The 21,312-nt window shown below is 46.4% G+C and carries 16 protein-coding genes and 1 riboswitch; of the genes, 5 read left to right on the top strand and 11 right to left on the bottom strand.

Going from position 1 to position 21,312, the window contains the following annotated elements; genetic code table 11:
- Positions 1 to 12: 12 nt before the first annotated feature.
- The 5 genes from thiC to DC20_RS19545 all read right to left on the bottom strand — a co-directional run bounded on the left by thiC (position 13) and on the right by DC20_RS19545 (position 6,673).
- Positions 13 to 1,884 (bottom strand): phosphomethylpyrimidine synthase ThiC, encoded by a 1,872-nt coding sequence (thiC, locus tag DC20_RS19565; RefSeq protein ID WP_062545389.1) that lies wholly within the window; start codon positions 1,882 to 1,884, stop codon positions 13 to 15.
- 11 nt (positions 1,885 to 1,895) lie between these two features.
- Complete coding sequence (gene thiS / locus DC20_RS19560) at positions 1,896 to 2,099, bottom strand: sulfur carrier protein ThiS (protein ID WP_062545388.1); 204 nt, start codon at positions 2,097 to 2,099, stop codon at positions 1,896 to 1,898.
- A 70-nt stretch (positions 2,100 to 2,169) separates the two neighbouring features.
- Positions 2,170 to 2,258: riboswitch (TPP riboswitch) on the bottom strand.
- A gap of 494 nt (positions 2,259 to 2,752) precedes the next feature.
- Positions 2,753 to 2,944 (bottom strand): cold-shock protein, encoded by a 192-nt coding sequence (locus DC20_RS19555; RefSeq protein WP_062545387.1) that lies wholly within the window; start codon positions 2,942 to 2,944, stop codon positions 2,753 to 2,755.
- A 188-nt stretch (positions 2,945 to 3,132) separates the two neighbouring features.
- Positions 3,133 to 4,284: a glycoside hydrolase family 43 protein gene (locus DC20_RS19550; RefSeq protein ID WP_062545386.1), complete on the bottom strand. Its 1,152-nt coding sequence runs from the start codon at positions 4,282 to 4,284 to the stop codon at positions 3,133 to 3,135.
- Positions 4,285 to 4,516: 232 nt separating this feature from the next.
- Positions 4,517 to 6,673 carry a DnaJ domain-containing protein gene (locus DC20_RS19545; RefSeq protein WP_062545385.1) on the bottom strand — a complete coding sequence of 719 codons (2,157 nt, stop codon included), beginning with the start codon at positions 6,671 to 6,673 and terminating at the stop codon, positions 4,517 to 4,519.
- A 734-nt stretch (positions 6,674 to 7,407) separates the two neighbouring features.
- On the opposite strand from DC20_RS19545, the gene DC20_RS19540 reads away from it, so the two are divergent.
- On the top strand, positions 7,408 to 8,502 hold the full coding sequence (locus tag DC20_RS19540) for a PAS domain-containing sensor histidine kinase (RefSeq protein WP_062545384.1): 1,095 nt from the start codon (positions 7,408 to 7,410) through the stop codon (positions 8,500 to 8,502).
- 217 nt (positions 8,503 to 8,719) lie between these two features.
- On the opposite strand, the gene DC20_RS19535 is transcribed toward DC20_RS19540, so the two are convergent.
- On the bottom strand, positions 8,720 to 8,989 hold the full coding sequence (locus DC20_RS19535; protein ID WP_062545383.1) for a hypothetical protein: 270 nt from the start codon (positions 8,987 to 8,989) through the stop codon (positions 8,720 to 8,722).
- A 594-nt stretch (positions 8,990 to 9,583) separates the two neighbouring features.
- Here DC20_RS19535 and DC20_RS19530 point away from each other — a divergent pair.
- From DC20_RS19530 to DC20_RS19520, 3 genes are all read left to right on the top strand, one after another.
- Complete coding sequence (locus tag DC20_RS19530; protein ID WP_062545382.1) at positions 9,584 to 10,534, top strand: UTP--glucose-1-phosphate uridylyltransferase; 951 nt, start codon at positions 9,584 to 9,586, stop codon at positions 10,532 to 10,534.
- A 63-nt stretch (positions 10,535 to 10,597) separates the two neighbouring features.
- Positions 10,598 to 13,930 (top strand): UTP--glucose-1-phosphate uridylyltransferase, encoded by a 3,333-nt coding sequence (locus DC20_RS19525; RefSeq protein ID WP_062545381.1) that lies wholly within the window; start codon positions 10,598 to 10,600, stop codon positions 13,928 to 13,930.
- 520 nt (positions 13,931 to 14,450) lie between these two features.
- Entirely contained in the window at positions 14,451 to 15,485 is a 1,035-nt protein-coding gene (locus tag DC20_RS19520; protein WP_062545380.1) for an alcohol dehydrogenase catalytic domain-containing protein, read from the top strand.
- Between the two features lie 61 nt (positions 15,486 to 15,546).
- Here DC20_RS19520 and DC20_RS19515 read toward each other — a convergent pair whose 3' ends face one another.
- The 3 genes from DC20_RS19515 to DC20_RS19505 all read right to left on the bottom strand — a co-directional run bounded on the left by DC20_RS19515 (position 15,547) and on the right by DC20_RS19505 (position 18,322).
- Positions 15,547 to 16,302 carry a pseudouridine synthase gene (locus DC20_RS19515; protein WP_062545379.1) on the bottom strand — a complete coding sequence of 252 codons (756 nt, stop codon included), beginning with the start codon at positions 16,300 to 16,302 and terminating at the stop codon, positions 15,547 to 15,549.
- Positions 16,303 to 16,418: 116 nt separating this feature from the next.
- A complete protein-coding gene (locus DC20_RS19510) occupies positions 16,419 to 17,660 on the bottom strand; it encodes a cysteine desulfurase-like protein (protein WP_062545378.1) in 1,242 nt (413 codons plus the stop codon).
- A 236-nt stretch (positions 17,661 to 17,896) separates the two neighbouring features.
- Positions 17,897 to 18,322, bottom strand: coding sequence for a hypothetical protein (locus DC20_RS19505; protein ID WP_157593295.1), 426 nt, complete (start codon positions 18,320 to 18,322; stop codon positions 17,897 to 17,899).
- A 1,231-nt stretch (positions 18,323 to 19,553) separates the two neighbouring features.
- On the opposite strand from DC20_RS19505, the gene DC20_RS19500 reads away from it, so the two are divergent.
- Positions 19,554 to 19,844, top strand: a complete 291-nt coding sequence (locus DC20_RS19500) for a hypothetical protein (protein ID WP_157593294.1) — start codon at positions 19,554 to 19,556, stop codon at positions 19,842 to 19,844.
- Positions 19,845 to 19,899: 55 nt separating this feature from the next.
- Here the strand turns inward: DC20_RS19500 and DC20_RS19495 are convergent, their stop codons facing one another.
- The gene (locus tag DC20_RS19495) at positions 19,900 to 20,265 is read right to left on the bottom strand and encodes an HIT family protein (protein ID WP_062545375.1); all 366 of its coding nucleotides are present in this window, start codon (positions 20,263 to 20,265) and stop codon (positions 19,900 to 19,902) included.
- A gap of 3 nt (positions 20,266 to 20,268) precedes the next feature.
- On the bottom strand, positions 20,269 to 21,288 hold the full coding sequence (locus tag DC20_RS19490; protein ID WP_062545374.1) for an HNH endonuclease domain-containing protein: 1,020 nt from the start codon (positions 21,286 to 21,288) through the stop codon (positions 20,269 to 20,271).
- Positions 21,289 to 21,312 lie beyond the last annotated feature (24 nt).

Genomic DNA, 21,312 nt, shown 5'->3' with positions numbered 1-21,312 from the left:
ACATGTAATCCTTTACAGATACACCTCGCTGCCTTTGTCTTTGAACTCAGAGGCTTTCACTTCCATGCCTTTTTCCAGGGCGGCATCGGCTTCTACGCCTAGCTTTTCGGCGTACTCGCGTACATCTTGGGTAATTTTCATGGAGCAGAAGTGCGGGCCGCACATAGAGCAGAAGTGCGCAACCTTAGCGCCTTCGGCGGGCAGGGTTTCATCATGGTACTCCCGGGCGGTGTCGGGGTCCAGGGACAAGTTAAACTGGTCTTCCCAGCGGAACTCAAACCTGGCCTTGCTTAAGGCATTGTCGCGGTATTGGGCGCCGGGGTGACCTTTGGCCAGATCGGCGGCGTGGGCGGCAATTTTGTAGGTGATTACGCCGTCTTTCACATCCTTTTTATTAGGCAGGCCTAGGTGTTCCTTTGGCGTGACGTAGCAGAGCATGGCGGTGCCGTACCAGCCAATCATGGCGGCGCCTATGGCCGAGGTGATGTGGTCGTAGCCTGGGGCTATGTCGGTGGTGAGGGGGCCTAAGGTGTAGAAAGGAGCTTCAGCGCAATGTTCCAGTTGTTTCTCCATGTTCTCCTTGATCAGGTGCATGGGCACGTGGCCTGGTCCTTCAATCATGACCTGGACATCGTGTTTCCAGGCTATTTTGGTGAGTTCGCCCAGGGTTTCCAACTCCGCGAACTGGGCAGCGTCGTTGGCATCAGCAATAGAACCGGGGCGAAGTCCGTCGCCCAGGGAGAAAGCCACATCATAGGCTTTCATGATCTCGCAGATTTCCTCAAAGTGGGTGTAAAGGAAGCTCTCCTTGTGGTGCGCGAGACACCATTTGGCCATAATACTGCCGCCGCGCGAGACTATGCCGGTCACGCGTTTAGCCGTGAGCGGAATGTAGCGCAGCAATACCCCGGCGTGAATGGTGAAATAGTCTACGCCTTGTTCGGCCTGCTCAATGAGGGTGTCGCGGAAAATCTCCCAGGTCAGGTCTTCGGCTTTGCCTTTTACTTTCTCCAGGGCCTGGTAGATGGGCACGGTGCCCACCGGAACCGGGCAATTGCGGATGATCCATTCTCGGGTTTCGTGGATGTTCTTGCCGGTAGACAGATCCATGAGCGTGTCTCCGCCCCAGCGGCAGCTCCAGACGGCTTTCTCCACTTCCTCTTCAATGCTGGATGAAACCACCGAGTTGCCGATGTTGGTATTGATCTTCACCAGAAAATTACGACCAATGATCATGGGCTCGCTTTCGGGGTGGTTGATGTTGGACGGAATGATGGCCCGGCCCGCCGCTATCTCCTGGCGCACAAACTCCGGCGTAATGTAATTACGCGGGGTGTTGGCGCCAAAGCTGTTGCCGGCGTGTTGCTGCCAAAGTGAGGCGTCGTTCTTCAGCTCGTCAATACGTTGGTTTTCCCTGATGGCCACGTATTCCATTTCAGCGGTGATTATGCCTTGGCGGGCATAGTGTAATTGAGTCACGTTCTGTCCGGCTTTGGCGCGGTACGGCGCTTGGATGTGCTCAAAGCGGAGGTTGTCCAGCGAAGGGTCAGCGGCGCGTAGGCGGCCATAGTCAGAAGTGAGGCCAGAAAGTTGCTCCACGTCTTGGCGCGCCTGGATCCAGGGCTCACGTAAACGGGGCAGGCCTTTCTTCAGGTCAATCTCAAAATTGGGGTCTGTGTAAGGGCCGCTGGTGTCATACACGGTCACAGGCGGGTTCACCTCTCGGTTTTCGCCGCCTATTACTTTGGTGACGGTGTCATTGAGGGAGATTACACGCATGGCCACCCGGATGTTGTGCAATGTGCCGGGCACAAACACCTTGCGCGAATTGGGCAGGGGGGTACGGGTAATCACCTGTTGATCTGGGGTCTTTTCCTCTTTCATCAGCTTTGGGGTTAACCACCTTGCGTGGCCTGAATAATGGTTACTTTGTCGTTTTCCGCTAAGGTGTAGGTAGCCCAGGTGCTCTTAGGCACAATCTGCTGGTTGACCGCAATGGCAATGCCTTTCTTCTCCGCAAACTGGAGTTCTTGCAGAAGGCTTGACAAGGAAGAACCCGACGTGAACGGGACAGGCTGGTTGTTTACTGAAATAAGCATGGCTGTTTACCTACAAATGAATGGGTACACCTATGCTTTAAGAGGAGGAAATGGCTGTTCGCCGAAAAAAATACGGTAGCACACTTTTCCCTTCGCAGGCATTATCCTGTTCAGGTTCCAAGGGTATATCTCAGCCTTTCAGCACCCCTAAAGCGTTCCAAACGTATTGAATTTTATTTAAAAAACTAAGGCCTTGAAGTTATTTAAATTGAATGATGATGATAAATAATTTATAATCAGATTTTTACAGTTGAACAAAGGAATGTTTTTTACCTGTTTAGCGAAAAGGAGCCCGAAATAAAAAGCTAAAGAAACTAGGTGACCCGCAGAAGTACCGATGCTTTTTATCTGTTCTCTGAGATTGAGCTTGTGAGCAGGCAAGTGTAGTTTATCATTGGGCTTGTGTAAACGAAGTAAGAGTATATGATATCAATGCCTTATCATCTAATTCTTACAGGTTGACTCGTATTAATGGCACTGAAGTAACTTCCCCGGCATACATGCTTTACCGCAATAACTTTTATTAGCGTAAGCTTTAATCTGTTTTAAGACTGTTTCCAACAAAACTTAAATCCCTTCAGCATTCATGTACATAAAAAAAGCCCCTCCGTTTAGGAGAGGCTTTTAGAGCAATTTGTCTTTATAGCGAAAGACTAAGCCAGTTTTACGTTGGTGGCGTTTAGTCCTTTTCTTCCTTCTTGAAGCTCATAGACTACCTCGTCGTTTTCTCTGATTTCATCGATCAAACCAGACACGTGCACGAAGTACTCTTGATTTGAATTGCTGTCTTTAATGAAGCCGAAGCCTTTATCATCATTAAAGAATTTTACTGTTCCTTGATTCATATTGTTGTTATTATACCTTAATGACAGTCCTATACGGGTAATCGTTCATTACGGTAAAAAGATAAACAAGATACTTTCAGAATCTGGGTTTAGAGCCATTCAAGGGGTATAAACAGTAAAAATATTTTAACGTAGCTTCTAAAAGCCTGCAACCCCCCTGTTCTACCTGTACTGGTTGTTCCTTGAACCTACCGTTTGCCCAAGGGCAGCGGCTTTGGGGTAGTGCTGGGGCCTTCCACCACTAGGCGACCATCTTTACGGATCTTCATGGGGTCAATGAACACTAACCGTTCCTCGCCGGAGGCTTTGGTGCGGCCGTGGTACACGCAGAACATCTCCTTTCTATCTGGGGAGAACGCAATGCTGTTATGGCCAGTGCCGGTAACCTCGCCTCCCTGGGCGGTGTTCTTCTGCAGGATCGGGTTGTTATTGGCTTTCTGATAGGGACCCAGCGGATGTTTGGACGTGGCATACCCCACCGCATAGTTCTCGCCCCCGAAGAAATTGGCTGAGTACGTCATGTAATAGGTGTTGCCGTGCTTGAAGGTGTAAGAGCCCTCGGTCCAGCGGCGGTTTACTTCTTTGGAGGTCACGGAGCGGCTTTCCCACTCGGCCTGGGCATCGTTCATTTTCAAAGGAGGACGAAGCAGCAGCACGGGCTCGCCGATAACCCCACTGAAGTCGGGCTTCAGTTCCACCCCATAAACCCAGCTTTCCTCCACCTCAGGAAAGAGGCCGGTTTTCTGGGCCCAGTCGGCTACCTCACTCTGCACCGGGTGTTTGTAGGCGCAGCGCGAGTAATACAGGTACATCTTGCCGTTGGGTTCAAAGTACACGTTGGCGTCTATGATGGGGTAGCCAGGATCAAAGATAGGTTTGTCGCTCAGGTGCTGGAACGGGCCGGTGGGTTTTTCCGCCACGGCCACCCCAATTCGGAAGTTCTCTTCCTCATTGGTTGGGTTGTGGCGCCAGTCGGCACTATAGAACAGGTAATACTTATCGTTAACGTGGTACACCTCGGGCGCCCAGAAGTTCTTCACGTCCCAGGAGCCATTCACATTACCCCGGAACACCTGTCCTTCGCTTTTCCAGTTTACCAGGTCTTTTGACGAATACGTGCTGAAACCGTCTTTAGCCCCGCCACCGGTACCATACATATAGTACAGCTGGCTGGGCGCATCGTAGAGCACGTATGGATCGCCGAACGCCACTTCAAGGGGGTTCTGGTAATACCCGGTTTTAACTTCTGCCTGGGCCGGTGCCTGCGTTAGGGTGGAAGGAGTACAGCTAGCTAGTAGCAAACTGAGGGGTAATACTAAGGAGCTTCTAAGACTAACCATAGCCAGAGCGTTTTATCAGGTTTTTTAAAGTAAGCAAAAAAGCAGGCAAGGAAAGGAGGTATTGGGAAGATATCTAGTGATTTAAATCCTTGTTTATTCTTTCCTTTGAATCAGCTCAAGTGTCTAAAATAAAGAAAAGCCTTTCTGTTTCAGGCCAATTATTATAAAAGAGGCTTAGATCAGAAAGGCTTTTGATAAGAGTTGCTTGAATGACACTGTGCTTGGGCTAAGTTTAGGCCTTTTGGAAGATGTTTCTCAGTTTAGACATGGTCACAATTTTCTCCCGTACCTGGAAATCGGCTTTGGTTAACTGGCGTCCAGTTTCATCATAGATTTCTACCCGGTGGTCACCCGCCACGAAGGTCGTTTCGCGGTCGCTTCCCCAACCAGACAAATACAGGTATTCATCCTTGGGGCTGTAGCTGAGCGTGGCAGCAAAAGAATACCCGGGAGGGGAGGTCTTGGGGTTGAGGTAAAGCTGCCCATTGGGTTTTACATACTTCACCAACACGTTCAGGGTACCGGGTTTATCTGCCAGCACCGATATTTTCATGCGGCTGAAAATATATTTGATTTCTGCCCGGTCAAAAGAGTCTCCGTACGCGTCAGGCGCTGCCGAGTTAAAAAAGTCCATTCGCTCTACCAGAAACGGTTGTAAATGCGCAAGGTGTGCGTAGCGGGTTCTCACGGCCACCAGTTCTTTCTGGAGTTCAGACACTTTCAGGTGCTGGGCTGCTTTCTCTTTTTCCAGGTCCTGTATTCTGCTTTGGGCCGTTCTCTTTTGGGCCGCTTCCTGTTCCAGTTCCTTAACTTTTTTCTGCAATTCCTGCCGCGCCACAACAGTGGCTTTCTTCTGGCCTTCTACCTGCTTATGCATTTCCTGCTGCGCCAGGACAACGGCTTTCTTTTGTTCTTCTACCTGCTTTTGCATTTCCAGGTGAGAAGCGGCGGCGGCTTTCTTCTGTTCTTCCAATTGCTTCAAAAGGACCTGGTGCTGGTTGCGGCTTGTCTCCAGAGCCCTAGCAGATGCCTGTAGTTCTGTTTTGTCTTTAGCGGCTTGCTGCTCCAGGTTTTGGATAGTTCCCTGTAGCTTGGCTTCTTCCTGGCTAAGTGCCTTCATTTTGCCTTGCAGGTCCAGCATTTGCTGAGCGGCTTTGGTGTGTTCCTCCTCCTTGGCTTTAATCAGCCCTTGGAAGCGGATAGTTTCAGCCTCCAGATGCTTGATCTTTTCGTGCAGTGCTTTTTTAGAATTTGCTTCCTGCTCCAATTGGTTTGTTTTAGCATCCAGCGCCTCTTGCTGACGGGCAGCCTCTTTCACCAGGTTTTCTATTTTTGTCAGCAGCTCGTCTTTCTGGTTTTTTTCCTGCTGCAGGCTTTTGGATTTGTCCTGGAGAACTTGTTTGAGATGTTCTGTGGCAAGTTCCAGGTCATGCACCTGATTCTGAAGCGCCTGCTTTTGGGTGGTCACTTCCAGGATCTGGTTTTGCTGCTGCTTGCTTTTTTCTCCTTTAACCGCAGCAGCTGCCACTGCGGGCTGTTGCTGTCGGTTCTCTAGTTCGTGCAACTGGTTCTGCAGGGTTTTTCTTTGTTGCAGCGCCAGCGCCAGTTCTTTTGTTTTGCCTTGCAGTTCAACCTTGATTTGATCAGTTTGTCTTTCCAGCTCCTCAATGCGGGTTTGCTGTTGGGTTGCTTTTTGGGTAAGCGCCTGCTGTTCTTTTTCGCGGAGGTTTTGCTTGCCAATCTCAAACATCAATTCCTGAACCCGCTTCTCAAGTGATTGCTTCAGGTGAGACTCACGGGCTACTTCTTCTGAGGCAAGGGCTAGTCCTTGCTTTGTTTTTTGGAGTTCCTGCTCTAGGGAGTGAAGTTTGCGGTGCAGTTCCAGCTGTTGCTGCGTAGTCTCAGTAGAGATCTTTTCAATGGTAGTTTTCCCTTTTCTAAGGTTGGCCGTTTCTTTCTCCAGCTCTTTTACTTTCTTCTCCAGGAAATTACGGTCGTTCTTTACCTCAAAAAGGGCCTGCACGAAATGGTCCAATTCCTGGTGCAGTGATTTCTTTTCGGCTACCAGTATGTTGTACTGTTCTGTTTGGTCGCGCAACTTCAGTTCCAGCTTGCTTACCTGGTACTCCAGGTTCTTCACGTTGCTGGGCATGATAGGGGTGCTCACTATAGAGGGCCTGAACTTGCGGGTGTCATACTGCCGCTTTTTCTCCAGGTCAGATAAGATCTCATAGGCTTCCTTTACTTCTTTGAAATACTCCTCAAAAAACGGCTCGCCCTGGTTCAGGTCAGGGTGCACTTTTTTGGAAAGTTTGCGGTACGCATCTTTGATTTCCACTTGAGAAGCCGTTTCCTTTATTCCTAGAAGCTGGTAGTAATTCTTATTCATGCTATAATTTACCTGATAAATTCAATTAATCTTAATCTGAAAGCCCACCTACAACAAAGTTTCGCAGGTTTTCAGAAGCCACTATTTTTCACTTATACGTAATTTGCCATTACAATATAGTAAAAATTATAATTAATCAAAAAATCTTTTTAAATAAAGAAGTTTTATTACTTTTTAGAGTCATAAAGAAGTGCAATGCCAATTTTGATTGGGTATAGCTTTAATGGGCCTTCCGTGTAGTTCATTCAATTGCTCCATTTTTCAATTGCTGGGGAAGTTTAGTAAACCATATTATTTGTAAACTTTGGTATTGTCTTCTGCCTGATTGTGAAGGAGCAAAGGGTTTGTGCTTCCACAGTAATTTGGAATCTTTGCAAAAGAAGATGGATGAAAACGAATAAAGCTATTGAGATTGCAAATGTATTGCTAGGAGAGTAGCGTTAATAAGAATGTTTATGGTTGATCTACACAATAGCAGTTCACTTCAGTTATTGCTTTAAACCTTTTTAGGTGCTCCTACAACTCTAGGTTTTGATGTTTGATCTTTATATTTGGAAGCAAATCAAAAACAGTAGCATTTACTTATTCTTCCTATACCAGAAGGTGAAAGAGGATTATCTTAGGAAAGAACTAAGAGTTGTGTTTGATATAGTCTTCCATGTTAAAACTTTTGTATTCAAATATTGGTAAACCTGATGCAAGTGACCATCAGACCGTAGTGTTTTTCTTATGTTATGCCATTGACAGATAACTTTCCGGGCTTTTTTGAGGCTTTAGTTGAAAACACAGGTCAGGCTTTTTTTGCCTATGACCTGACTGCTCAGCAATTCACGTTTGTCAACCAGGAGTGTGCTGTCGCATTCAAACAGCCTAATTCGGATTTGTCACCTTCCGAATTGCTGGGCATGGTCAATGAAGATGATCAACCCTACGTGCTGGAGAAGCTGGAAGATTTGGTAAAACATGGAAAAGGGTCTAGAACTGAGTTCCGTATTCAATTTCCAGATCAGCCTGAACAATGGGTTTGTGTTACGGTTTCTTTACTGCAAGAACCATCTGGTAAAAAGATGATCCTTGGTCATATAGAAGACATCTCAATCCAGCGTACCTACAACGACCACCTCAAACGCTTTTCTAACAAGAAGAACTCTGTTTTGAATATTCTGGCGCATGACCTTGCCGGCCCTTTGGGTATGATTCAGAACTTAACTGGTATTCTCTCTGAGCAACTGGAAGCCAAAGAAGAGGAAGACGCCCAGGAGACGTTAAGAGTAATGCTTAGAATCAGCAAGCAGAGTACCAATTTGCTACGGGAATTCATGAACAATGAGTTTCTGGAGTCTTCTAAAACGCAGCTGGTAACCAGACGGGTAAACCTGAAGGAGAAAATGGCTGAAATGTTGGTGGAATACCAGAATGAAAGAGGTGATCTGCTAGGGGTAAACTTAGATTTTGTATACACCAGTGACGAGGTCTATGCTGAGGTTGATGATTTGAAGTTCATGCAGATCATCACCAACCTAATTTCCAACTCGCTTAAGTTTACTCCAACCGGAGGAAGGATAACTGTCACCCTGGAAGAGGAAGATACTACTGTTCTGGTCACAGTGGCAGATACCGGCATAGGCATTCCAGATAAATACCACGACACCCTTTTTGAAAAGTTCACCCCGGCCCGTCGCCCCGGATTGAAGGGCGAACAATCAGTAGGCCTTGGTATGTCCATCATCAAAACGTTGGTAGATTGGCACAAAGGCCAAATCTGGTTTGAAAGCGAAGAAAGCAAAGGCACTACGTTTTACCTACGGGTTCCTAAAGAGCAGCAGTAATAAACAGTAATAAAAGGGTTAAATCTTCTATTCAAGTTTTTCTATTTGCATTCTTGGGCTTAAATGGAAACTGAAAGGAAAGGTAAGGAAACCTTCATTACTATAGACCCTTTTCAGAAGTATAAACCAGCTTCTGTTTTAAACCTGATTTCAGGAAATATCCCCAAAGCTTCTACTCTTTTGATGAGCGTTTGAGTTCTACATTGCTCACCCTTTCTCAGGAAACTTCTCTTCTCCTGTAAGTTTTTTTATTTCCGTACCGAAGAGGCTCTAGCCGCACCAGGATGTAATGGAATTCTGTGGAGCCCTCACAAGCCGAAAAAGCTACTGTGTTGCAGCCGTCTGCTACTACCTCGTCTGCCGGATAATAGTAGGTAATGGTGGTATCAAATAATCTGATGGTCCTGGAGGTAAGCTTGGGGCAAAAATGTTCTAGAATTATTTCTAAAACTTCTCTTGAAACCTGCTCCTTCGCATACTTTTCCATGCTTAATGTACTAAAACGCTCTCGCTTTCGTTAACCAACGCATAAATATTGTATTTTCTGTAGCCAAAAGCAATAGGAGGGCTTTTCTTTTCTTAAAAAGCCAAAAAAAAATCAGTGTTTATCCTGAATCAGAAGTGGTAAAAAGCAAGGTCTAGCATTCCTTAGAACTGCTGAACAGGTGCTTTTCACAAGTGATGACTATGGGTAACTATAACTGAGTAAGAGAGGCCACTAACAGTTTAAAATTTCATAATGGTTATGTTCTAGTCCCCGTGGTGATGGGTAGATGGTTTCCTGTTTTTAGCTGATTATGAAAAAATCTCTTCTAAAACTCTGGACTTGCAAAACATACCTGGTTTTCTATTCAAATCTGTGAGTCTCGCTAGGTATGTTGTTGATTAACAGAGAAAAAGTATTGACAAAAGCTTCTTATTCAAGTAATTTTTTTACCAGGTGCAGCTTAAAGATGGAGAAGTGATAAATCAAACCCAGGGAGTTACTTCAACGTTGGCATCATTTCTTGGGAAATACCATTATATTTGATTGTTACCCAAGAACTGTCGTTACTACATCAACAACACCTATCCATTCACTATGAAAGTAAGAAAAGCTGTCATAACAGCGGCGGCCCGAGGCGCTAGATTGTATCCGGTTGCTGATACCGTTCAAAAAGCCATGTTGCCGGTCGTTGACATTGACGGACTCCCAAAACCTACTATTCAAATTATTGCCGAAGAGGCGCTGGCCAGTGGCATAGAGGAAATCTGCGTGATCTGCGCCCCCGGCGATGGTCCCCGCTATCTGGAGGCATTCACTTCGTTGCGCGACAACCTGCTTGAATCATTCAAAAACACAGACTGGGCCAAAGAAGAGGCAGAGAAAGTAGATCAGCTGCGTACCTGCATTCAGTTTGTAGAACAAAGCGAACCCCTAGGTTACGGACATGCCGTGTACTGCGCCCGTGACTTCGTGAAAGATGAGCCTTTCCTATTGCTTTTGGGTGATCACTTGTACGTATCTAACAATCCAACCCAGCGCTCTGCCGCCCAGTTGATTGAACTGGCAGTGCAGGAAGAATGCGCCGTTTCGGCAGTGAACCCCACCATTGAGCACCAGATTCACCGCTATGGAACCCTTACCGGCAAGCACCTTCCTAATCAGAAAGGCGTGTACCAAATTGACCGGATCATTGAAAAACCTTCTTTAAGCACCGCTGAGCTAGAACTGCAAACGCCTGGTTTGCGAAACGGATACTATCTCTGCTTTTTCGGGATGCACGTGCTGACGCCTAACGTGTTCGCCAGGCTACAAACCCAGATTGAAAGCGGCAGCCAGAACATTCAATTAACCACCGCTTTACAGGAACTGGCTATTGCTGAGAAATACCTGGCCCTTGAAGTGAAAGGGAACCGCTACGACCTCAGCAAAAAACAAGGTTTGCTCCAGGCGCAGATTGCCTTAGGCTTGGCCGGAGAGGCGCATGATGAAACCCTCACTTCCATGGTAGATCTGCTGGCCGAAGCCAATCAGCGGAAAGTTAAATAGGTTTTACAGAAGAAAGCAGTTGGGCGCTTCACAAGAGCCCACATACGCTTATATAAGAGGCAGATGAACATTTTTATACAAACCATTACTTCTCCTGACCCCGCCTTACGTGACCGTTCCTTTTTCCAGTTAAGCCGGGGCATGTCCTCCAAGGAACTGTTCAGGGCGTTGCGGGAACTGGATGAATTTAGGAAAACCACCCCAAGTTTATACGACAAGGTACGGGCCATCCTGTTCCTGTTTGCCGGATACCGGTTCTTCTTAATGGAAGCCGCTGACACGCCTGCCACCGGGAAAATACCTTACGCCGGGTTTGAGGATTTACTTTCCCGCCGTTTTGAACACGCCATTTCTACCTTCCTGAAGGAAATAGACACCCATGGGCCTAATGCTACTTTGTTCAGCGGCTTAGCCGAAAGCTACCATCACTTGTCTTTCCAGATCCTTGCCGACCAGGTACGGAAAAGCGTGCGCTCCAGCAAAGGAAACCAGTGGATGTTCAGAGTAGGGCACCAGGAAGAGCACCCCATCAAGGTGCATCCTTCTTTGTTGCAGCGGCAGGAAGGTTCTCTGTTTTACCCTGTTCTGGAAGAGCAAACGGCCGTGCGGATGGACTTAACCCACAGCGGCTGGTCAGACATTTTCTTCTTGGGTATGGACTACCCCGAGGGTGCCCGCGTGCTGAACATCTCCATTGACCTAGGCGTATTTGGCCGCGACAAAGACATTAAACCGCCCTTGCAATCTTATGTGCGGGTCATCCCGGAGCAGGTCCTTCGCCTGACCAGCATTGACTTGAATACCTCTAAGGATATTACGGAACTGGAGGACCTGTTCAACTTTGGGAATGATTACCTGAGTTTGATCAAGGCTGGGGTAATTGCCTCTGGTTTAATTCCACCTTCCTTTGAAGGCACTAACCAATCACTTACCCAGATCCTGGCCCGCATTGTGGCCCCGGGAATGGGAATTGAATTGGTGACCAAAGTAAACGACATCCCGAAAGGATCGCGTTTTGCAGTTTCTACCAACTTGCTGGGATCCATTATCAGCTTACTTATGCGCGCCACCGGCCAGACGAAGAATCTGGTGGGCGGCTTAGAGGAAAGCGAACGGCGTTTAGTGGCGTCACGCGCTATTCTGGGCGAGTGGATTGGCGGCTCCGGTGGTGGTTGGCAAGACTCCGGTGGCGTTTGGCCAGGTATTAAAGCCATACAGGGTACCTTTGCCCAGGAAGGCGATCCAGAGTTCCGCATTAGTCGGGGTACGTTGTTGCCACGGCACCGGGTATTGCAGGGAGAAGACATTCACCCTGAAATGGCCGAGAAGATCATGAACTCGCTGGTGCTTATGCACGGCGGCATGGCTTCCAACGTGGGTCCAATCCTGGAAATGGTAACTGAAAAGTACCTGCTCAGAGGCGAGAAAGAGTGGGAGGCCCGTCAGAAAACAAACCAAATTTTTGACAACATCCTGGCTGCCCTGAAAGAAGGCGATATCCGGAAATTGGCCGCTAATACGGCGCACAACTGGGAGTACCCAATCAAGACCATTATTCCTTGGGCTTCTACCTACTTCACGGAGCAGATTATTAAGAAAGCGAAGAAGGAGTTTGGGGAGAATTACCTAGGCTTCCTGATGCTGGGCGGTATGTCTGGCGGAGGTATGGGCATGTTTGTGAACCCAGACCAGTATGAGGAGCATAAACGCAAGGTGCTGGACATTCTGCGGGCTACCAAAGCTGAATTGTCTGACTCGCTTCCGTTTGCCATGGAGCCGGTGGTCTACAACTGGCGCGTCAATAACAAAGGCTCTTGGTCTTACCTGCGGCAAGGTGCAGAGGCGCTTATGCCGGAGCAGTACTACGGAATTCACGTGTCTGAACTTGTCCGGAAAGACCCGCAGTCCATTTCGTATGTGCGCCGCGCAGAGATTGATTTCTTTACCACGTACTGCGAAAAGAACAACCTGGCGTACCCGTTGCTGCGCACCATCATTAGTAACCTGTTCAAGGTTTCTGACCCGTCTTCGCAAAACAACCGCGGAAACGAAAACCAGAAAGCAGACGCCATCAAGAAAGACAATGGCTTTGACTTTATCCAGCACGAAGAAATAAGAGAGCAGCTGCAAAAAGGCCTGATTGGCTTGTCGCGCAACCGTTTGCCTAATGAGACATCTATTGAAGATGTGCAGCCATCAGACCTGGCCCACTTAGAGAATCTGAATGGGGAAGCGAAGACCGGTGAAGAGGCCATCAGAGCCGGGAAAGTAGGCGTGTTGAGCTTGGCGGCAGGCGTAGGTAGCCGGTGGACCAAAGGAGCCGGGGTGATCAAAGCCTTGAACCCGTTCGTGGAAATTGACGGGGTACACCGCAGTTTCCTGGAGATTCACTTGGCCAAGACCAAATCCATCGCAACTAAATACGGCGCCCTGATTCCGCACATTGTGGCCACCAGTTACCTGACCCATGAGCCGATCAGAAAGCAACTGGAGCTTACCCAAAAGTTTGGCTATGCTGGACCTGTGTATTTGTCTCCGGGCCGTTCCATTGGGCAACGGTATGTGCCAACAGAGCGTGACTTGCGCTTCCTGTGGGAAGAAATGCCGCAGGAAACCCTGGACGAAAACAAGCAAAAGGTGCGTGAAGCTGGCCGGGGTGCCATGATCAACTGGGCCAAGGGTAAAGGCGAAGGTTCTGATTACGTAGACAATATTGCCTCACAACGGTTCTCGCCGCTAGGGCACTGGTACGAAGTCTCTAACATGCTTCGGAACGGAGTGTTGGCTCAGATACTGGAAGAGAATCCACAGTTGGAAACCATCATGCTCCACAACATTGATACCCTTGGTGCTGATATCAACCCGGCCGCTTTAGGCCATCACTTGGACTCTGGCAATGTACTTACCTTTGAGGTGGTGCCTCGTCGCATTGAGGACCGCGGTGGTGGACTGGCCCGCGTGAACGGGAAGGTACGTCTATTGGAAGGCTTGGCCCAGCCAAGGGAAGAAGACGAGCTGAACCTAAGCTACTACAACACCATGACCACCTGGATCCAGATTGATCCGTTGCTGGCGTTGTTTGGCTTAACCCGTGCTGATCTGAAAGGCGATGCCGCTGTGCTGGCGAAAGCTGTTAGAAGTGTGGCCCACCGTATGCCTACCTACGTGACCATCAAAGATGTGAAATACCGTTGGGGCCACGGCCAGGAAGACATTTACCCAGTAGCTCAGATTGAGAAGCTGTGGAGTGACATGTCGGCATTGGCAGACATCAAGTGCGGCTACATTGCGGTTCCTCGTCAAAGGGGCCAGCAAATGAAAGAACCCGCTCAGCTAGACGCCTGGGTAACCGATGGCAGCAAAGACCATATCGTTTCGCTGGGTATCTTCAACTAAGCACTGGTATTCTAACTTTAAGTTTATCTCCCGTTTTACTCCTCTTATTGCAAAAAGAGGGGGTAAAACGGGAGATTTTTTATGTAGACCTCTGTATAAAAGATGAGCTTGTATATAGCCATTTTGGGTACTTAGGTTCCTAAAGAACAACGGGGCATTTATCAGCGAAGATTCTCCCCTTGAGGATTGCCCAAACGTGAGTTTGAGGCAGCGAGCACAGCTCTGAAGAGGGGTGTTTCCATCTGCTGGTCTACGCCTTTATTATTATGTTTTGTTACTTTATTCAAGGGGCATTGCTGTTGAAATAAGTTCTGGAATGCCTGCTCTCCTGTGTTAACACCCCTCTTTATCTCCTCTCAAAGGGAGAATCTTCGCTTAATTGGCTGAATACAATTTTTATACTTCATTTCACATCAGTCATCGAAGTTCCCTTATAATATAACCGTTTACAAAATCTTCTAACCTATCCTGTATAGTACCGTTTTGCTAATGATTGTAGAAACTAGCCCCAAATCATAAGATGGCTGACCATAAGATTGAACGCCTCGTGTACCGCATGCCCAAAGCAGGTTCCATCAACAACCTTACCCTGCAGAAGGAAGAATTACAGCCGCCTGGAGAGGAAGAAGTCTGTGTTCAGGTAAAAGCCATAGGCCTGAACTTCGCTGATGTCTTTGCCATGCAGGGACTCTACAGCGCCACGCCCAAAGGTTCTTTCATTCCCGGTCTTGAGTTTTCTGGGGAAATCATAGCAGTTGGAGATGCGGTGCAGGAGTGGAATGTAGGAGACAGGGTTATGGGCGTGACGAAGTTCGGGGGGTATGTGTCGCACATCAACATCAGCCGTAGGTACGTGATTACCTTGCCCGATGCCTGGAGTTTTGAAGAAGGGGCTGGGTTTCTGGTGCAAGGATTAACTGCTTATTACGCGCTTACCCTACTGGGGAATCTGCAGAAGGGAATGAACGTGCTCATACATAGTGCTGCCGGGGGCGTAGGGATTTTGGCGAACAGAATTTGTAAGAAGTACGAGGCATACACCATCGGCACTGTGGGCCAGGCCAGCAAAGTTGATTTCCTCCTGAAGGAAGAAGCTTATGATGCCGTCATTCTTCGGGGCAATGACTTTCCCCAAAAGCTGAAGAATGCCTTAGGTAACCGTCCGCTGCAGTTGATCATGGAATGCATTGGCGGAAAAGTACTGGCGCAAGGGTGGAAAATAATGGCTCCTATGGGCCGGATGGTGGTGTACGGCAACGCCAGTTTCTCCAGCCATAGCCCCAAACCCAATTACCCAAAACTATTTTGGAAATTTCTACAGCGGCCCAAAATAGATCCTTTACGGTTGCCTACTGAAAACAAGTCTCTAATGGGCTTCAACCTCATCTACCTGTACGAGCAAACCGATATGATGCACCAGTTGCTCCAGGAGCTACAAGTTCTCCAGTTAGAACCGCAGCACATTGGGCATGTCTATCCTTTTGACGAAATGCACGCAGCCATTCACCTGTTTCAAAGAGGGAAAACCGTGGGCAAGGTGGTGGTAAAGGTGTGACCGTTTTTACTCTTCTTTTGTCAAAAAAACTTCTAAAAGTTATAGGATGAATACTTCTCTACTACAAAGAAGAGCTTGTGACGGAAGGTATTGGTTGAGGAAGGGCCTCTTGTGCTGCTAATATGTTTTGCCAACCAAACTGCTCACAAAGGCGCCTCGTGTTTTCAGGGAGCTGCGCTTTGATTTCTACGGTCTCTCTGGTAAAAGGGTGCTCAAACTTCAAAGAAGCCGCATGCAGCAACATGCTGGGCGAGCCAAGCGTCCCCAGAAACATAAGGTTGTGACGCCAGTCGCCGTGCTTTTTATCACCGATGATGTAATGCCGAAGGTGTGCAAAATGCTTCCTGATCTGGTGCATTCGGCCAGTCTCAGGTTTGATTTTCACTAAGCTGTACCGTGCGGTTTGGTACCTCCCCACCGGAATTGGTAGCTCCACCGTGGCAAGACGGCTGAAGTGCGTGATGGCATCCTGCGCCTCTTTGTGTTGGTGGTCTTTGTCTGGCCTGATGGGATTGTCTATGGTGCCTTCCTCCGGTGCGTAGCCCCGCACAATGGCGAAGTAGGTTTTATCGGGCTGCCGCTCAGCAAAGGCTTTTACCACTGGTGCAGTTGCTTCCGGCGATTTCCCGAACAGCAGTACGCCTGAAGTTCCCCGGTCCAGGCGGTGCAAGGGGTGAAGTTTGATCCCCAACTGGTCCCGGAGAATCTGCAAGGCAAACTCTTTTTTCTCTTCCGCAATGCGCGTGCGGTGCACCAGCAAGCCGTTTGGTTTGTTGATGGCCACATACTGCGCGTCTTCAAATATTATTTCCAGCACTTCTTTACACCTTGTTTCCGGTGCAAATTACAGAAAGTAGCCCTGAAGCGCAGAAGATTATAGTTGAACCGCAGCAGAAATTAGTGTCAGTTTAGTACATGGAGCTTTTAGGTCAGCTATTTTCTAAGTTTTGTAGAGATGAATTCCTGTAAGCCTCTCTCAAACAACTCTACTTCCTCAAGGGTGTTGTAAGGAGCTAAACCAATTCTAATCCAGCCACCCATTGGATTCACCCCCAACTTTTCTGCCATGGTGGAAGCGTAGAAGTGCCCGTCTGCAATGCACATGTTGTAGTTCTCCGCAAACCATTGGGTAACTTCGCGGGCATTTGTGTTCTCAAGCGTGAAGGCAAAGGTGGGCGTTTTAGGAGTGTCTGCCGGTGCGCGGTACAGCTTCACCTCTGTAATACTCATCAGGAACTGTTCTACCCGGTTGGTCAACTCCTGCTCATGGGCCGCGATGCGTTCCATCCCAGACGTAAGCCGTTCTCTTCTGGTAGTACCTTCCCCCAATTGTTCTATGAAGGAGATGGCTCCGATCAACCCTGCAATGGCTTCATGGTTTTGTGTTCCAGTTTCTAGTTTGTCAGGTATTTCCTGTGGAGCAGGAGCCAACTTGTACACCGGCAATTTCTCAAACAGGGAAGAGGCGATTGCGGAAATTCCTATATGAGGTCCGAAAAACTTATAAGCGGAACAAAGGAGCACATCACAACCCAGTTGTTTAAAGTCGATGGGAAGGTGCGGAACCGCGTGCACCGCATCAATGACCACCAAAGCATTCACTTCTTTCGCCCGCGAAATAATTTTGGCAATGTTGGTGACCGTGCCGGTAACATTAGAGGAAAGGCCCACCGCCACCAATTTGGTTTTCTCCGTGAAAATCTCAGGCAGGTGCTCCAATTCAAGGGAGTAGGTTGAGGGGTTTACGGGGATGTACTTAACAGTGGCACCTTTATCCCTGGCTAGGGTCACCCAGGGGTCCACGTTTGCGCGGTGGTCCAACTCAGTGACTACAATCTCGTCCTGTGCAGATATAAAAGAACCTAAGCTACGGGCAATGGAAAAAGCCAACGAAGTCATGTTCTGTCCAAAAGCTACTTCTCTGGGTGAGCAGTTCAACAGGTCAGCCACTGCTTTTCTCCCGTCTTCCAACAAAGCATCGGTTTTGACACTTGTCCCAAAAGCGCCATGTAGATTCGCCATGCCTTCAGTAATATAGGTCAGCATGCCATCTATTGCCTGTTGCGCCATCTGTGTCCCGCCTGGGCCGTCAAAAAAAATGAATGGTTTTCTTTGTTCTGTTTCTCTTAACGCCGGAAAGTCTGTACGTAGTTGTTGTACTGAATTGTAACTCATTTTATCTTGATTTTTTGGGTGCAATTGGGTAGCCGACAAAATTATGTAACGATGAAGTTAAGACTCAACCAAGGTCTAAGATAAAGTTTTTTGCTCAAGATGGCTCATAGGGTAATGCTTCTCCTAAGTGATGAATTTTTATAAACTTCTATGGTGAAGAAACTTCCAATCAACAAAAAAGCCCCTGAAGAGGCTTTCTTTTACATTTTACATTTATATTAAAGCATAGAAGGAAGTTATACAACAGCCAATTGCTTCGTTGAAATATTTCTTCTGATTAAACTATTAATGTTGGTAGCTAAGTTTAACTGAAGCGCATCTGCGGCATCTTCAGATGAGTGAACACTGGTGCTGGTTAACACAATGGTAGATTCAGAGTTGATGGTAGTAACCACGTAATCACTCTTGATGAGGTAGCCATCCACATCAATAAAGTAAAAACTGTCTTTGTCAAACCCTACAAAAATCAGGTTCGCGAGATATTGGCCATAGAAAGAAGTTTCCTCCACAAAGGAAGTAGTAGAAATGTACTCTCCTGGTTCAATTACTTCGTTCTTTACTAATTTTAGAAGGTTCTGGTTTTTAACCATTCTCTGAAGCTCATCCAACTTTAGGCCTTGTTGTAGTCTTAAGTATTGTCCTATTATAATTGAATCTTTCATAATATTAATTTTATTTTGAACAATTTTAATAATATTTATCCTTAAAAAAAAAGAAAAGGCAAATAAATAATATAAATTTTATGTAGGATTATAAATTACAAGGTCTTTTAATAAGCTACTTTGACAACATTGTAACACAGGTTAGTAAGAACACCTGAATAGAAGGAAGTTAGAAAGTGACAGAGCTGTGGACTACTTCTGCATGATAAAACAGTTTTAGAGGCTGATTAAAAGCTTTGGGTTTGTTTTTAATTTTTTAGTTAGCTGTATTTAAAATAGTTTATCTTCAAAGTCTTCAAGTAGTAAATAGATAGAAGTAAACGGCTTGGGGAAAAAAGTTTAATCTAAAATTTGCATGATATCTATGGGCAATTGGGCCATACATTATTTAGTTCAAATGTTGTAGGAGAAAACTAAAACAAAGTATTTTAAGGAACTACTTCAAGAATATTCGTTCCCCTCAGCCACTCAGAAGACAAAGGGTCAATTTTCTATTTGCTTTTTTATGAGTGGTTATTCTCATGTAGTAAAAAGGAGTAAGTATATTAGTTAAACTTTTTCTTATCTGATTCTACAAAAAAACTAAAAGATGGGTACCAGATCCGAAGACCAGCAAAGGAAGCAACGCCAGAAAGAATTTAAAGAAAGAAAAGTAAATGAGGAGCGCCTTAAAGCGGCAGAAAGAAATGCTAAGCGCAATGGAGCAAGGAATGAAGATGAGGTTGACAGGAAGGAATAACTGTAGATTGATGTAGAAGGAACGAATTGAGCTTATGTGCCCTTAATTTATTTTGGGTTAAACCAACGTACATAGTACAGGGTTAACTTTTGATAGTACCTCAAGACTGTACCAATCAAATATGTTGTAGGATTTAAAGTTTGTAGGGATATATTGAACTATCAAACAAGTCTAAACAAAAGGTAACCTGTAACTTATTATCTCAATAAGACATAGGTTCTCTTTTGTTTAAACTTTTTATTTTAATCTATCCTATTAAATAAGATTATATTTTACTTTCCGATGCAGAAAGTGATACATATTTATAATCAGTAAGTTATGTGGTTTTGTAACAGGTTTCGTAACAGATACTGCCGTTAGAATCATGTTAATATACGGTCAAATTTGTAAATAGGAGCCAAATAAATTCTTGCATTTTTAACACTTATGACTTTTGACTTCTACCTCGGTGGCTACGGAAGAGATGAATTCAGACTGAAACTTGTATGTTCTATGTTGCACTGTTCAGAATACCAAGGATTACCTTCTGACAATTGTAAGTTAATCAGCTTGTATGGTAGCAAAGATTGGGAACAACTAACTGATTTCCTTAGAAACAGCCGTTGGGAAAAGAGATATGACAACATCTTTGTGTGTGATGGTACCCAATGGGAGTTGAAATGCAAAGGAAAAGGCATCAGAATCAATTCTTATGGCTCTAATTCATTTCCTGAGCAGTTTGAGGAATTCCTAGCAACCCTAAACAGGGTAGTGGTAGGAGCAGGGATTAAAATCATCAAATAGATTTTACGTTCATTCTTTCGTGCTATAAGGTTCGCTAGTAAACTTATGCGATTACTTAATAGTATCCTTTTCCTTCCACTGAATGACGAACGCCACCCCTTGGGTCCGCCATGTCACCTTTAAACCTTGGTATAAGGTGGCAATGGAAATGCATCACCGTCTGCCCAGCAACCTCTCCGCAGTTCATGCCGATGTTGTATCCATCTGGTGTGAAATCCTGCTCTATAAACTGCTTGCATTTTTCAATTACCTTAGGTAGATGAAACTTTTCATCATTCGTTAAATCGAAATAGTCTGCCCTTAGCTGGTTTGAAATGATAAGTGAGTGACCTGGTGATACTGGGTACTTATCCCTGATTATGAAGAATAACTCGTCTTGGAAAATGATTCTGTCTTTGGGTAACTGTAAGAAAACACTCATGGGTCAGAAAGTGGATGGGAGTTCAACGGATGGTCTCCAGGTATGGATGGAGTTCTGCAAGGCTATGTTGTAGTGGTACTCAAGGAAACGTCTGCGTTTCTCAGGCGTATCTCCCGTTTGGTTGACGATGGTCTCGGAAAGGGGATGTTTGCTCTCTATGAAGAACTCGTTTCGGTTGTAAAGTCGGTGGAGGTACTTCACCTCAGGCACCCTGGCAAGCTTCTCCTTATTGATATCTTTATCTGCCAAGACAAGGTTCCATACCCCGTTTATATTGGAGGGTAGGTGGTGCCGCTTGTTCATGTGTGGCAGGAAATGGTCTACTTCGCAGAGGTTAGGGGAGAGGCTGTTGACCGAAATGTCCTGAAAGCTGTAGAAGCACTTGCCTTTCTGGTAACCGTTGAGCGAATCCCGCACAGAGGTGATGTCAACCCTGCGCATCAGTTTGTCTTCAAGGAAGAACAGTTCCTTTACTTCGTCATACTGTACTTCCAGCAGGTTTGGTTTAATGTTCAGGTTCCAGGCGGTCTCCACAAGATTCCAGCGAGCCTCTGTTTCTTGACCAAAGTTTTGGAAATGGAAGGATTCTTTTAGTTTCAGAAAATTATCAGTGATTACAATCTCCTTCTTGCCGTTGGTGTAGTTCTTATGGTAGAAAGGTGTAGGCACTATGTCTCTGTTTACTATCTGAAAAGCATCCACCACGTTAACAAAGCCGAGCTTCTCTGTCTGAATAAGTAGCTCTTCATTCGTGATTTGTTTCGAGATAAAGGCTCTACACGTATCTAGGAACTTGCTTGATGATGCATTGCCCTGTTTGTCGTTCAGCTTAAGATGTTCCACTACGTGCTTTGAAAACGGCTCAGCAAGGTCAGTCAGCGTAGCATGGGTTATTCTATTTTCCGCTAACCCGAGCAGGGTCTTGGCGAATGCGAACTTGTAGGTGGCGGAGTTTTTCCCGAACAGAATGATTGCTCTCCATTGAGATTCTAGGGAAGGGTCATTTACCTGGAACTTTACCATCGGTGAAAGAGATTAGAGTACACC

This window comes from Rufibacter tibetensis, assembly GCF_001310085.1.
GTDB classification, from domain to species: Bacteria; Bacteroidota; Bacteroidia; order Cytophagales; family Hymenobacteraceae; genus Nibribacter; species Nibribacter tibetensis.
The sequence above is the reverse complement of the archived record's forward strand: the minus strand, read 5'-3'. Positions and strand labels throughout refer to the sequence as shown.